This is a genomic window from Acidovorax sp. FW305-C-20-28, assembly GCF_058783375.1.
Map to the genome: position 1 here is coordinate 120884 of NZ_JBYSYM010000006.1, position 13970 is coordinate 134853.

The window sequence follows — 13970 nt, forward strand, 5'->3', positions numbered from 1 at the left end:
CTCAGGGGCCTCAGGCCTTTTTGGCCGCTTCCCGATAGACGAGAAGCGGCGGCTTGCTCTCTTCGATGGTGGACTCGTCCACCACGACCTTCTCGACATTGCTCTGGTTGGGCAGGTCGAACATCGTGCCGATCAGCGACTGCTCCAGGATGGAACGCAGTCCGCGCGCACCGGTCTTGCGCGCCAGCGCCTTGCGGGCGATGGCCTTGAGCGCCGCGGGGCGGATCTCCAAGTCCACACCTTCCATGGCCAACAGCTTGCTGTACTGCTTGACCAAGGCGTTCTTGGGCTCGGTCAGGATCTGCACCAGGGCGTCTTCGCTGAGCTCGGCCAGCGCCGTCACCACGGGCATGCGGCCCACCAGTTCGGGAATGATGCCGAACTTGATCAGGTCTTCGGGCTCGATCTCGGTGAACACCTCGGTCAGCGAGCGCTGCTTCTTGCTCTTGACCGATGCACCGAAGCCGATGCCCGAAGCCTCGGTGCGGTTCTCGATCACCTTCTCCAGGCCCGCGAACGCGCCGCCGCAGATGAACAAAATGTTGGTCGTGTCGATCTGCAAAAAGTCCTGGTTCGGGTGCTTGCGCCCGCCCTGGGGCGGCACGCTGGCCATGGTGCCTTCGATCAGCTTGAGCAGCGCCTGCTGCACGCCCTCGCCCGACACGTCGCGCGTGATGGAGGGGTTGTCCGACTTGCGCGAGATCTTGTCGATCTCGTCGATGTAGACAATGCCGCGCTGGGCACGCTCGACCTCGTAGTTGCAGCTTTGCAGGAGCTTCTGGACGATGTTCTCCACGTCCTCGCCCACGTAGCCGGCCTCGGTCAGCGTGGTGGCGTCGGCCATCACGAAGGGCACGTCCAGCATGCGCGCCAGGGTCTGGGCCAAGAGCGTCTTGCCCGAGCCCGTGGGCCCGATCAAGAGGATGTTGCTCTTGGAGAGCTCGACATCGTCCTTGTGCGCCTTGTCCTTGTGGCGCAGGCGCTTGTAGTGGTTGTACACCGCGACGGCCAGCGTGCGCTTGGCCAGGTCCTGGCCGATGACGTAGTTGTCCAGGTTGGACTTGATCTCCAGCGGCGTGGGCAGATCGCTCTTGGCGTCCTTGGCGAGCTCGCCCGCAGGCAGTTCGTCACGGATGATTTCGTTGCACAGGTCAATGCACTCGTCGCAGATAAAGACGGACGGTCCGGCGATCAGCTTCTTCACTTCGTGCTGGCTTTTGCCGCAGAAAGAGCAGTAGAGGGTTTTCTCGCTGGAGGAGCCTTTTTTCTCGGCCATGGGGGCAATGCCTTGTTACGGAAAGTTGTCGACAGATGATAACCAAATAAAAAGCGGCGCTCTTTCCCGGGGAAACCGCCCCGCCAGCCAGGGGTGAATGCCGTGCACCCACTCCAGGCCTCGGACAGTTTTCATAACTTACCCCCGGCACAGCGCCAAGGCAAGTCAGGGAAACGAGCGCCGCCGCGCGATCACGCAGCCCCGGTCAGGGGCGCTGGGCGATCACCTGGTCCACCAGGCCGTACTCCTTGGCCTCGTCGGCCGTCATGAAGTAGTCGCGCTCGGTGTCGCTCTTGACCTTTTCCAGGGGCTGGCCGGTGCGCTCGGCCATGATGCGGTTCATCTGGTCCTTGGTGCGCAGGATGTCGCGGGCGTGGATCTCGATGTCCGTCGCCTGGCCGCGTGCGCCGCCCAGCACCTGGTGGATCATGATCTTGGAGTTGGGCAGCGAGAAGCGCTTGCCCTTGGCGCCGGCCGCCAGCAGGAAGGCGCCCATGGAGGCCGCGAAGCCCACGCACATGGTCGACACGTCGGGCTTGATGAACTGCATGGTGTCGTAGATCGCCATGCCGGCCGTCACGCTACCGCCGGGCGAGTTGATGTAGAACGAGATGTCCTTGTCGGGGTTCTCGCTCTCCAGGAAGAGCAACTGCGCCACCACCAGGTTGGCGGTCTGGTCGTTGACCTCGCCCACCAGGAAGATGATGCGCTCCTTGAGCAGGCGCGAATAGATGTCGTAGGAGCGCTCACCGCGTCCGGACTGCTCGATGACCATGGGGACCATGCCCAGGGCTTGTGTATCCAGTGAACTCATTTTTTCTCCAGTCAGGGCGTACTGTACCCAGAAATGAATTGGGGCTTGCGCACGAAAGCACAAGCCCCTGTGTCAGACCGATGCCGAACCCTCCGCAAGGGATGGTTCATGCACAAATCTTAGCCCTGCTGGCCCATCAGTTCGTCGAACGAGACGGCCTTGTCGACCACCTTGGCCTTGCCCAGCACGAAGTCGGTCACATTGTTCTCGATGACCACGGCTTCCACTTCGGCCAGGCGTTGGCGGTCGCCGAAATACCAGCGCACCACGTCTTCAGGCTTCTCGTAGCTGGCGGCCAGCTCGTCGATGTGGGCCTTGAGCTGCTCGGGCTTGGCCTGCAGTTCATTGGCGCGCACCAGCTCGGCCACCACCAGACCCAGGCGCACGCGGCGCTCGGCCTGAGGACGGAACACGTCCTCAGGGATCTCGGCCTTGTCGGCATCCTTCAGGCCGCGCTGCTTGAGGTCGGCACGGGCGCCTTCCAGCAGGCGGGCGATCTCGGCCTGCACGCTGGCGTTGGGCAGGTCCAGTTCGGCCTTGGCCACCAGGGCGTCCATCACGGCCTGCTTGTTGCGGGACAGCAGGCGGAACTTGACTTCACGCTCCAGGTTCTTCTTGATGTCGGCGCGCAGGCCTTCCACCGAACCGTCGGCGATGCCCAGCGACTTGGCCAGGGCGTCGTTCACTTCGGGCAGGTTGGCGGCTTCGATCTTCTTGACCGTGACCAGGAAGTCAGCCGTCTTGCCGGCCACGTCCTTGCCATGGTAGTCGGCAGGGAAGGCCAGCGGGAAGGTCTTGCTTTCGCCGGTCTTCATGCCGCGCACGGCTTCTTCGAATTCCTTGAGCATCTGGCCTTCGCCGACCAGGAACTGGAAGTCTTCGGCCTTGCCGCCGTCGAAGGGTTCGCCGTCGATCTTGCCTTCGAAGTCCACGGACACGCGGTCACCGTCTTCGGCAGCGGCGCCCTGGGCGCGCTGGGCGAAGGTGCGGCGCTGCTTGCGCAGGATGTCCACGGTCTTGTCGATGGCCGAATCGGTCACGTCGGCCGACAGCTTCTCGACTTCGGCGCTCGACAGGTCACCGATCTTCACTTCGGGGAACACTTCGAAGATGGCATCGAAGGTCACCTGGCCTTCGGGAGCGCCTTCCTTCTCGGTGATGCGGGGCTGGCCGGCCACGCGCAGCTTGGCTTCGTTGGCGGCCACGGCAAAGGCTTCACCGACCTTGTCGTTGAGCACTTCGTACTGCACGGAGTAACCGTAGCGCTGGGCGACCACGTTCATGGGCACCTTGCCGGGACGGAAGCCGTCCATCTTCACGGTGCGCGCCAGGCGCTTCAGACGCGTGTCGACTTCGGTCTGGATCACGGTCAGGGGCACGCTCAGCGTGATCTTGCGCTCGAGCTTCTCAAGGGTTTCAACAGTAACGGACATGGCTATTCCTCTAAGACTCTAAGAATGTGATCGTGCTCGCTGCAGCGCAGTGTTCCGCAAGGTTTCACATGGTGGTGCGCGGGGGGGGACTCGAACCCCCACACCATTGCTGGCGTCAGGACCTAAACCTGGTGCGTCTACCAATTTCGCCACCCGCGCGATTCAACAACAAACAAACAGGCGGCAGGTATGCCCGCCGCCTGTGTGAAATCGGTCAACCTTTGATTTTAACCTGTAAAGCAGGGTGCTCCAATTTCCGCATACACATGGCGTGCTGGGATCTACCCTGCCCCCAGGCATAACCCCTGCCACAGGCAGGGGATTGCCCAAGCCCCGGCATCAGGTTGCGGCGAGGCGCCGCTCGTCCTCCGGCCGCTTCACGCGGAACCAGGCCGCATACATCGCCGGCAGGGCCAGCAGCGTGAGCACCGTGGCCACGATCAGCCCACCCATGATGGCGACGGCCATCGGGCCCCAGAACACGCTGCGCGACAGCGGGATCATGGCCAGCACAGCGGCGGCCGCTGTGAGCACGATGGGGCGCAGGCGGCGCACGGCGGACTCGACGATGGCGTCCCATGCAGGCACGCCCTTGGCACGGTCCTGCTCGATCTGGTCGATCAGGATCACCGAGTTGCGCTGGATCATGCCCATCAGCGCGATCACGCCGAGCAGCGCCACGAAGCCGAAGGGGCGGTTGAGCAGAATCAGCGCGCCCGCCACACCGGCCAGGCCCAGCGGCCCAGTCAGGAAGACCAGCATCGCACGGCTGAAGCTGTGCAGTTGCAGCATGAGCAACGTGAAGGTGATGAACAGCATGATGGGCAGGCCGGCCGCGATGGAGGCCGAGCCCTTGGAGCTTTCCTCCACGGCACCCGCCACCTCGATGCGGTAGGCGCCCTGCCCTGCATCGCGCCATTTCTTCTCGATGGCTTGCAGGCCCGGCAGCAGCTGCGCAGTCACGGTGGCACCCTGCACGCCCTCGCTCACGTCACCCTGCACGGTGATGGCGTAGTCGCGGTTCTCGCGCCACATCACGCCCGGCTCCCAAGTGAAGACGGGCTTGGCGATCTGCGTGAGCGGAATCGACTTGCCCGAGGCCGTGGGCAGGTAGGCGTTGGCGATGTCGGTGATGGCGTTGCGCTCATCGAGCGGCTGGCGCAGCTGGATGTCGATGAGCTTGTCGCCCTCGCGGAACTGGCCCACGGTGGTGCCCGACAGGATGGTCTTGCTCGCCTGGGCGATGGACTGGCTGGTCACGCCCAGGGCGCGCGCCTTGGCCTGGTCCACTTCCAGGCGCAGCACCTTCACGGACTCGTTCCAGTTGTCGTTCACACCGCGCATCTGCGAGTTCTCGCGCAGCGCGGCCTTGACCTCGTCGGCATGCGCGCGCAGCGCCAGCGGATCGGGCCCGACCACGCGGAACTGCACCGGGTAGGGCACAGGCGGCCCGTTGGGCAGCAGCTTGACGCGGCCGCGCACCTCGGGGAACTCCTGGGCCAGTAGCGCCGGCAGCTTGATGCGCAGGCTCTCGCGCAGCTTCAGGTCCTGCGGCACCACGATGAACTGAGACACGTTGCTCTGCGGGAACACCTGGTCCAGCGGCAGGTAGAAACGCGGCACGCCCGAACCCACCCAGGTGCTCACAGTGGTCACGCCCGGCTCGGCCAGGAGGCGCGCCTCCACGCGCTTGGTGACCTCTTCGTTGCCCGCGAAGGAAGTGCCTTCGGGGAACCACACGTCCACGATGATCTCGGGGCGGCTCGAATCGGGGAAGAACTGCTGCTGCACCTTGCCCATGCCGAAGATGCCCAGGGCAAACGTGCCCACGGTCAAGGCAATGGTGATCCAGCGGTGGCGCACGCACCAGGTCACCAGGCGACGGAACAGGTTGTAGAACGGGCTGTCGAACACCTCGTGCCCGCCCGCCTCCACGCCATGGTGCTCCTGGGCATGGGCCACGTGGGCCGGCACCTTGAGCAGCAGGGTGCCCAGGTAGGGCACGAAGTAGACCGAGACGATCCAGCTGAGCACCAGCGCGATCACCGTCACCGCGAAGATCGCGAAGGTGTATTCACCGGTGGTCGACTTGGCGATGCCGATGGGCAGAAAGCCCACCGCCGTGATCAGCGTGCCCGTGAGCATGGGCATGGCCGTGAGCTCGTAGGCGAAGGTGGCGGCGCGCACCTTGTCATAGCCCTCTTCGAGCTTGAGCACCATCATCTCCACCGCGATGATGGCGTCGTCCACCAGCAGGCCCAGGGCGATGATCAGCGAACCCAGCGAGATCTTGTGCAGGCCGATGTTCCAGTACCACATGCCCAGGAAGGTCACGGCCAGCACCATGGGGATGGTGATGCCCACCACCAGGCCGGGGCGCGGGTCGATGTACCAGCGCTTCCACAGCGGGTTCTTGCCCGGTCGCTTGTGAAAGCCCAGGCTGATGAAGCTCACGGCCAGCACGATGACCACGGCCTCGATCAGCACCTTCACGAACTCATTGACCGAGGTGGCCACGGCCTTGGGCTGGTCCTGCACGTTGACCAGCTTCACGCCCGCGGGCAGCGAGCTGCCGATGCGGTCAGTGGCGGCATGCAGCGCCTTGCCCAGGGCGATGATGTCGCCGCCCTTGGTCATGGAAACGCCCAGGGCGATCACTTCCTTGCCCTGGTGGCGCACCTTCACGGCGACCGGGTCCACATAGCCGCGCTTGATCTCGGCGATATCGCCCAGGCGCAGCTGCGCGCCCGAGGGGCCGCGGATGGGCATGGCCGCAAGGTCTTCGACCGCGCTGAACTGGCCGGCCACGCGCACCTGCACCTGGTCCAGCGGGGTCTGCACGGCGCCCGCACCTTCCACGGCGTTCTGCTGGCCCAGCTGGGCCAGCACCTGGTTCATGTCCAGGCCCAGCTGCGACAGGCGCTTTTGCGAGATCTCGATGAACAGCTTCTCGTCCTGCACGCCGAACTGCTCCACCTTGGCCACGTCGGGCACGCGCAGCAGCTGCTGGCGCACGTCGTCGGCAAAGCTCTTGAGTTCGGCATAGCTGAAGCCTTCGGATTCGAGCGCATAGATAACGCCGTACACGTCGCCAAAGTCGTCGTTGAAGAACGGTCCCTGGATGCCGGCAGGCAGCGTGTAGCGCATGTCGCCGATCTTCTTGCGCACGGTGTACCAGACGTTGGCCACCTCGCCGGGTTTGGACGAGTCCTTGATCTGGAAGATGATCTGCGATTCGCCGGGCTTGGAGTAGCTGCGGATCTTGTCGGCGTAGGGCACCTCCTGCAAGGTGCGTTCGAGCTTGTCGGTGACCTGCTCGGCCACCTGCTGCGCCGTGGCGCCGGGCCAGTAGGTGCGCACCACCATGGCGCGGAAGGTGAAGGGCGGGTCTTCGTCCTGCCCCAGCTGGAAATAGGCGGCAAAGCCCAGCAACATCAGCACCACCATCAGGTAGCGCGTGAGCGCGGGGTGGTCGAGCGCCCACTTGGAGAGGTTGAACCCCTCTTTCGGTTGGATCTGGCTCATGGCGCCCCCTTACTTCGCCGCCGCAGGGGCTGCGGCCGCGGGCGCATCGGTGGGAGCCGCCGGCAGGGCGACATTGCCCGGCGCCGTCTGCGCCTTGGCCGCGGCGGCCCCTCCCGTCTTGGGCTGGTACACCGTGACCTTCTGCCCTGGCGAGAGCACATGCACGCCGGTGGACACCACCTGCATGCCGGGCGCCAGGCCGCCGGCCACCACGGCATCGTTGCCGTCGGCCGTGGCGATCTGCACCACCTGGGACTTCACCGTGCTGCTGGCCGCGTCGTACACCCACACCGCCGTGGCCTGGCCCTCCTGGCGCAGCGCGCTGGTGGGCAGCTTGATGGCGGACACGCCGGCATGGCTCAGGGCCTTGGGCCGGGCATAGACCGTGGCGCCCAGCGGGGGCACTTCACTGCCCTCGATGGCCACCTTGACCTGGAAGGTGCGCGTGGCCGCATCGGCGCTGGCCGCCACCTCGCGCACCTTGCCGGCCAGCTCGGCGCCGCCCGACCATCCGCGCACGGCCACATCGGAACCCACGGCGATCTGGGCCACCTTGTCCTCGGGCACCGCGAACACCACGTCGCGCGGCCCATCCTGCGCAATGCGCACCACGGGCGTGCCGGCCGCAACGACCTGGCCCGGCTCGGCCTCGATGCCGGTGACCACGCCCGACACATCGGCCACCAGGCGCGTGTAGGTGGCCTGGTTGCCCTGCGACGACAGTTGGGCGCGCGCCTGGTCCAGCGTGGCCTGCGCGGCCTTCAGGGTGGCATCGCGGCGCTCCAGCTCGGCACCGCTGATGAAGTTCTGGTCCTTGAGTGTCTGGTAGCGCTTGTAGTCGGCTGCGGCCAGATCACGCTGGGTGGTGGCCGAGGCCAGCTGCGCGCGGGCCGAATCGGCCGCCAACTGGTAGTCGCGCGGGTCCAGCTGGGCCAGCACCTCGCCAGCCTTCACACGCTGGCCCAGCTCGGCCTGGCGCTGCACGATCTTGCCGGCCACCCGAAAGCCCAGGCGCGATTCGACCCGGGCCCGCACCTCGCCCGCATACTCCACCTGCGACTGCAGGGCGCCCACGCCCACCGTCATCAGCTTGACGGCGCGCACCGGCTCCTCGGGCGGGGCCGGCCGGGAGCAGGCAGCCAGCACCAGGGCCGAGGCCGCCAGCAACAAAAACCTGGATGGCCGGTGAACGGGCCGCGAGGCGGAGGGTGTGCGCATGGAAAATCCGGTGAATGAAAAAGCCGACACGGAAAACAGCCAGCGCACCGCCCCACAGCCCCCAGGCTGCGTCAGGGTAAACACTGGCACCAACAAGTTACTGACTGACTGGTTAGTAATCTATGAGAAACGCCCCCGCCTTGTCAAGCGACAATCACGGCCGTGAACCCTAACCCGCCCTCTCCGTCCGCCGCCACCGCGCCCCCGGCCGCCCCCGCCTCGCAGGGCACGCCCGCGCTGGCGCCGCCGGTCACACACTACGAGAACTTCCCGGTTGCCTCGCTGCTGTGTCCGCCGCACCTGCGTCCGGTGATCACAGCCATCTACGCCTTCGCGCGCACGGCCGACGACATCGCCGACGAGGGTGATGCCATGCCCGCCCAGCGCCTGGCCGACCTGGCCGCCTTTGACGCCGACCTGCATGCCGTTGCCCAGGGCCACGCCCCCTCGCCGCGCTGGGCCGATGTGTTCATGCCGCTGCAGGCCGTGCTCGTGAGCCACCGCCTGCCCGTGCCCCTGCTGGCCGACCTGCTGAGCGCCTTCGCCCAGGATGTGGAGAAGACGCGTGATGCCGACGGCTACGCCGACCGCACCGAGCTGTTGGACTACTGCCGCCGCTCGGCCAACCCCGTGGGCCGGCTGCTGCTGCACCTGTACGGTGTGGACGGCGACCAGGCCCTGGCACAGAGCGACGACATCTGCACCGCCCTGCAACTGGCCAACTTCTGGCAGGACCTGAGCGTGGACATTCCGCGCGGGCGCCACTACCTGCCGCGCGAAGACTGCGCCGCCCATGGCGCCTGCCAGGCCGAGCTGCTGGAATTGCGCAGCAACCCGCAGAATGCCCGCCTCATCCTCGACCTGGCCGCCTGGGCCCGCGCCAGCATGCTGCGCGGCGCCCCGCTGGTGCACCGCCTGCCCGGCCGCGCCGGCTGGGAGCTGCGCCTGGTGGTGCAGGGCGGCCTGCGCATCCTGGACAAGGTGCTGGCCTTGAAGGGCGCCAGCCTGCACACGCGCCCCCGGCTCAACCCCTGGGACTGGTGCGTGATGCTGGGCCGGGCGCTGGTGATGTGAGCACCGGTCAGGCCACAGCCAGCCAATTGCAGAACGCCACCGAAGCTGCATCCTGCGCGGCGCGCGGCGACAACATCCAGTAGTACTGCTTGTCGCCCGAGAGCAGTCCCGGGAAGGGCATGGCCAGCAGGCCGCTGGCCAGCGCCTCGCTCAGGAAACGCGGGTTGCCCAGCGCCACGCCCAGGCCCTGGATGGCGGCCTGCACGCTCAGGTGGGCATGGTCGAACACCAGGTCGCCGGCGGGCTCGATGCCCTGGATGCCTGCCTCCTGCAACCACTGCTGCCACACCAGCGGGGTGGAGCGGCTGTGCAGCAGCGTGTGGCGCGCCAGGTCGCCGGGCTGGTGCACCGCCTTGCCGCCCGCCAGCAGCGCGGGGCTGCACACGGGTGTGAGTACATCGGGCAGAAAGATGCCGGCACTGGTGCCGCGCCAGGGCGTGCGCTGCTGCAGCAGGGCCAGCTCGCCATCGGCAAAGCAGCGGATGGAGACGTCGTAGTCCGCCGGCTCGAAATCGAGATGACCCACTGTCGTGACGAGCTGCACGTCCAGCCCGGGCATCTGCGCGCAAAAGGCCGCCAGGCGCGGAATCAGCCACTGTGTGGCGAAGGTGGAGGTGGCATTCACCGCCAGGGTGTTGCGCCGCGTGGGCCGCTCGATGCCGGCGGTGGCCTGGGCCATCAGGTCCAGTGCGCTGCTCAGCCCCGGCAGGTAGGCCGCCCCCGGTGGAGTGAGCGCCAGGCCCCGCCCCTCGCGCTGCACCAGGGCCACCCCCAGCCACTCCTCCAGCGCCTTGATCTGGTGGCTGACCGCGCTTTGCGTCACGCTGAGTTCGCGCGCGGCCTGCGTCACGCTGAGCAGGCGGCCCGCCGCCTCGAAGGCGCGCAGCATGTTCAGCGGCGGCAGACGGCGCGGCACGCCGGCGGATCCCGACTTGGCATGAGCTGATTTCATGGGTGTGCAAATTATTATCGATAGTCGCCGGCACCGCCAATGCGTAGCATCGGCACCATGCAAGGTCACAACTGGTTAGATTTGCTCATTGTGTGCCGGGCCGGCGACCTGGCGGGGCCGCGCCCCTTTCGAGAATGCCCGCCCCCATCTGCGCCTCCCACCGTGGTCACCGGCCAGGCGGCGGCGCATGCCACGCGCGTGGCCTTCTTCATCAGCGGCCTGGCCATGGCCGCATGGGCGCCGCTGGTGCCGTTCACCCGGACCCGCCTGTCCATCAGCGAGGCCACGCTGGGCCTGCTGCTGCTGTGCATGGGCGCCGGCTCCATCGTCTCCATGCCGCTGGCCGGCGCCTTCAGCGCACGCTGGGGCTGCCGGCCCGTGCTGGTGGCAGCCGCCCTGCTGGCCAGCCTGGCCCTGCCGCTGCTGGCCCTGGTGCCCAGCGCGCCTTGGCTGGGGGTGGCGCTGTTCCTGTTCGGCGCCGGCATCGGCGGGCTGGGCTGTGCGGGCAACATCCAGGCCGTTCTGGTGGAGCGGGCCTGCGGCCGGCCCATGATGTCGGGCTTCCATGGCCTGTTCAGCCTGGGCGGTGTCGCGGGGGCCGGCGGCATGACCGCACTGCTGGGCCTGCTCGGTGCATCGCTGTGGCAGGCCACCAGCGCCGTGGCGGCCCTGGTGCTGGTGCTGCTGGCGGCCGCGGGGCCGCATTTTCTGACCCGGGGCAGCGCACAGGGCAGCGCACAAGGCAGCGCACCCAGGGGCCCGGCCTTCGCGCGTCCCACGGGTGTGGTGCTGTTCATCGGCACGCTGTGTTTCATCCTCTTTCTGACCGAGGGCGCCATGCTGGACTGGAGCGCCGTGTTCCTCTCGCACGTGCAGGGCCTGCCCGCCGAGCGCGCCGGCCTGGGCTATGCCGTCTTTGCCACGGCCATGACCGGGGGGCGCCTTGCGGGCGACCACTGGGTGCAGCGCGTCGGCCCACGGCGCGCCGTGCTCGCAGGGGCAGCACTGGCGGCCGCCGGCCTGGCGCTGGCCACGCTGGCGCCCCATTGGCCGCTGGCCCTGCCCGGCTACGCCCTGGTGGGCCTGGGCTGCTCGAACATCGTGCCCGTGCTGTTCTCCCTGGCAGGCCGGCAGCGCGCCATACCCGAAAGCCTGGCGGTGCCGGCCATCGCCACCATGGGCTATGCCGGGGTGCTCATGGGGCCTGCGCTGATCGGCTTCGTCGCCCATGGCACCAGCCTGGTGGCCGCCATGCTGGTGTTGGTGGCGCTGCTGGCGGGTGTGGCCGCCAGTGCCCGGCGCCTGGGCGCCGTGCATTGACGGAACCCCGCGGCAGGACCGGAGTCACACCCCCATGGCCACCGATGGCAGCACCACCGCCCCGCCCGCCGCCGCACCGGCCAGGGCCGCCGCACCGCGTGTGGCGGTGCGCTTGCGTGTGGGCGTGCGGCATGCGGCCAACTCGCTGTGCCTGCGCATCGCCGGCCTGGGCACGGCCGCCATCCCGCCGCCCGCCCAGGACCTGGAACACACCCTGGCCCAGGTGCTGGCCGCCGCCGACCGCCTGCTGCGCGAGGCCGGCAGCCACCGGCACCGGGTGCTCTCGTGCGAGCTGTTCGTGCGCGAGCCCATGCACATGGCGGACGCCCGGCGCATGCTGAGCGGCTGGATGGCCGGCGGCCTGTCCCGTCCCCAGGTGATACCACCGGCCGTGCATGCCCATGCGCCGGCGCGGCCCCTGCCCGGTGCCACGGGCGCCGTGGCCACGCCTTTGGTGGAAGTGGCGCTGGTGGTGGCCCACAGGGCCGGCGCAGGCACGGCGCTGTAAGCGCCTGCTCCAAGGGCCTGCGGGCCCGCCCCGGCGCCCGGCCGGGCTTCAGCCCAGCACTTCGAGCAGGCGGTCGAGCCCACCTTCGTTGATCGCCACATGGGCCTGCGCGCGCACCACGGGCTTGGCCCGGTAGGCCACGGCCAGGCCGGCTGCGCCCATCATGGGCAGGTCGTTGGCGCCATCGCCCATGGCAATGGCCTGCGCGGGCGCAATGCCCATCTCGGCGCACACCGCGAGCAGCTTGCGTTTCTTCTCCTCACCATCGACGATGTCGCCCCAGGGCTGGGGCAGCAGGCGGCCCGTGACGCGGCCCTGCACCACCTCCAGCACATTGGCGCGCACCTCGTCCAGGCCCAGGCGCGTCTGCAGCCGGTCGGTGAAGCAGGTGAAGCCGCCCGTCACCAGGATGCAACGCAGCCGCGCCGCCTTGCAGGCACCGATGAGCGCCTGCACACCCGGGTTCAGGCGCAGCCGGCGCTCGTACACCTCATCGAGCGCCGCCTCAGGCAGGCCCGCGAGCAGGGCCACGCGCTGGCGCAGGCTCTCCTTGTAGTCGCTGATCTCGCCACGCATCGCGGCCTCGGTGATGGCCTCCACGGCCGCGCGGCAGCCGGCCAGATCGGCCAGCTCGTCCACGGTTTCGATGGCGATCAGCGTGGAGTCCATGTCGAACGCGATCAGGCGGTAGTCGGACAGGCGCTGCGGCAGCGCCATGCTGCGCACTTGCAGGCCGGGGGCAAAGTCAAGCATGGGCTCAGGTCTCCAGAAATGCGGGGAAAACGGCCAAGGGGTCACGCACCTGCATGCCCTTGCAGGCCCAGCCAGTCGATGAACTGGCGCGCCAGGGCGGCCAGCGGGCTGTCCGTGCGGTACTGCGCATACACGCCCGGGCCTTGCAGGCGCGGGCGCGCGAACAGCGGGCGCAGCCGGTCGGCGTGCACATCCTCCTGCAGCAGGCACCAGGGCACCAGGGCAATGCCCAGGTCGTTCATGGCCGCCTGCATGCACAGGAACTGGTGATCGAACACCGGGCCCGGCAGCTGCGCCGGCACCTGCAGCCCGGCCAGGCCGAACCACTGCGGCCACGCGTCCATGCCGCCGCTGACCTGCAGCAGCGGGTGGCCCAGACAATCGGCCACGGTGTGCAGGCGGTTGTTCTGGATGAAGCGCGGCGAAGCCACGGGCAGCAGGTAGTCGTCGAGCACGCGCACGCAGGTGTGCTCGGGCCGCTGCATGGGCATGCGCTGTATCACCACGTCGTTGCTGGCGTCGGCGCGCTCGATGAACTGGCGCCCCATGGTGGACAGCTGCACATCCACCCCCGGCACCAGGGCCTGGAAGCCGCCGAGCCGCGGTATCAGCCACTTCATGGCCAGCGAGGGCGAGGTGCACACGCGCAGCGTGCGCCGTGCCCCCGGCGACTTGACGGCGCTGGTGGCCGCGGCAATGCGGTCCAGGCTGGCCTGCACCTCGGTGAAGTACTCGCGCGCATGGGGCAGCAGCACCACGCCGCGCGCCTCGCGCGTGAACAGCGGCTGGCCCAGGTAGTCCTCGAGGATGCGTATCTGCTGGCTCACCGCGCTGTGGGTGATGCTCAGCTCCTCGGCCGCCGCGGTGAAGTTGGCATGGCGCGCAGCCGCCTCGAAGGCACGCAGGGCCTTGAGCGGCGGGAGCACGCGCGTCGCCATGCGGCCGCCCTCAGCCCTGCCCGGGCGCTGTGCGGCGCATGCGCAAAACCATCTGGCAAACGACAAGGCGGGGCATGGGCAGCGGGGCGGCTTTCAACGCAGGAAGACAAAACAATCTCTTGCATCTTAGGGGAGGTCCCCATTAGAAAAACTAACCGC

At 68.0% G+C, this 13970-nt stretch carries 11 protein-coding genes and 1 tRNA gene; 3 read left to right on the plus strand and 9 right to left on the minus strand.

From position 1 onward, the window contains the following. Positions 1 to 10: 10 nt before the first annotated feature. The 6 genes from clpX to AC3WOH_RS09570 all read right to left on the minus strand — a co-directional run bounded on the left by clpX (position 11) and on the right by AC3WOH_RS09570 (position 8266). Positions 11 to 1276 carry an ATP-dependent Clp protease ATP-binding subunit ClpX gene (gene clpX, locus AC3WOH_RS09545; RefSeq protein WP_492229121.1) on the minus strand — a complete coding sequence of 422 codons (1266 nt, stop codon included), beginning with the start codon at positions 1274 to 1276 and terminating at the stop codon, positions 11 to 13. A gap of 205 nt (positions 1277 to 1481) precedes the next feature. Beyond that, a complete protein-coding gene (gene clpP / locus AC3WOH_RS09550) occupies positions 1482 to 2090 on the minus strand; it encodes an ATP-dependent Clp endopeptidase proteolytic subunit ClpP (RefSeq protein WP_492229122.1) in 609 nt (202 codons plus the stop codon). A gap of 119 nt (positions 2091 to 2209) precedes the next feature. Continuing rightward, the gene (gene tig, locus AC3WOH_RS09555) at positions 2210 to 3523 is read right to left on the minus strand and encodes a trigger factor (RefSeq protein WP_492229123.1); all 1314 of its coding nucleotides are present in this window, start codon (positions 3521 to 3523) and stop codon (positions 2210 to 2212) included. A 72-nt stretch (positions 3524 to 3595) separates the two neighbouring features. After that, positions 3596 to 3682, minus strand: a tRNA-Leu gene (locus AC3WOH_RS09560). A 180-nt stretch (positions 3683 to 3862) separates the two neighbouring features. Then, positions 3863 to 7048 (minus strand): efflux RND transporter permease subunit, encoded by a 3186-nt coding sequence (locus AC3WOH_RS09565; RefSeq protein ID WP_492229124.1) that lies wholly within the window; start codon positions 7046 to 7048, stop codon positions 3863 to 3865. Between the two features lie 9 nt (positions 7049 to 7057). Beyond that, positions 7058 to 8266, minus strand: a complete 1209-nt coding sequence (locus AC3WOH_RS09570; RefSeq protein ID WP_492229125.1) for an efflux RND transporter periplasmic adaptor subunit — start codon at positions 8264 to 8266, stop codon at positions 7058 to 7060. Between the two features lie 162 nt (positions 8267 to 8428). Between AC3WOH_RS09570 and hpnC the strand changes: the two genes are divergently transcribed. Next, positions 8429 to 9340, plus strand: a complete 912-nt coding sequence (gene hpnC / locus AC3WOH_RS09575; RefSeq protein WP_492229126.1) for a squalene synthase HpnC — start codon at positions 8429 to 8431, stop codon at positions 9338 to 9340. A gap of 7 nt (positions 9341 to 9347) precedes the next feature. Here hpnC and AC3WOH_RS09580 read toward each other — a convergent pair whose 3' ends face one another. After that, positions 9348 to 10292: a LysR substrate-binding domain-containing protein gene (locus AC3WOH_RS09580; RefSeq protein ID WP_492229127.1), complete on the minus strand. Its 945-nt coding sequence runs from the start codon at positions 10290 to 10292 to the stop codon at positions 9348 to 9350. A gap of 162 nt (positions 10293 to 10454) precedes the next feature. On the opposite strand from AC3WOH_RS09580, the gene AC3WOH_RS09585 reads away from it, so the two are divergent. Together AC3WOH_RS09585 and AC3WOH_RS09590 are read left to right on the plus strand one after the other, a co-directional pair. Beyond that, positions 10455 to 11612 (plus strand): MFS transporter, encoded by a 1158-nt coding sequence (locus AC3WOH_RS09585; protein WP_492229128.1) that lies wholly within the window; start codon positions 10455 to 10457, stop codon positions 11610 to 11612. A 34-nt stretch (positions 11613 to 11646) separates the two neighbouring features. Beyond that, positions 11647 to 12120, plus strand: coding sequence for a RidA family protein (locus AC3WOH_RS09590; RefSeq protein ID WP_492229129.1), 474 nt, complete (start codon positions 11647 to 11649; stop codon positions 12118 to 12120). A 48-nt stretch (positions 12121 to 12168) separates the two neighbouring features. Here AC3WOH_RS09590 and serB read toward each other — a convergent pair whose 3' ends face one another. After that, positions 12169 to 12873: a phosphoserine phosphatase SerB gene (gene serB / locus AC3WOH_RS09595; RefSeq protein WP_492229130.1), complete on the minus strand. Its 705-nt coding sequence runs from the start codon at positions 12871 to 12873 to the stop codon at positions 12169 to 12171. Between the two features lie 41 nt (positions 12874 to 12914). After that, the gene (locus AC3WOH_RS09600; RefSeq protein ID WP_492229131.1) at positions 12915 to 13811 is read right to left on the minus strand and encodes a LysR substrate-binding domain-containing protein; all 897 of its coding nucleotides are present in this window, start codon (positions 13809 to 13811) and stop codon (positions 12915 to 12917) included. Between the last annotated feature and the right edge of the window lie 159 nt (positions 13812 to 13970).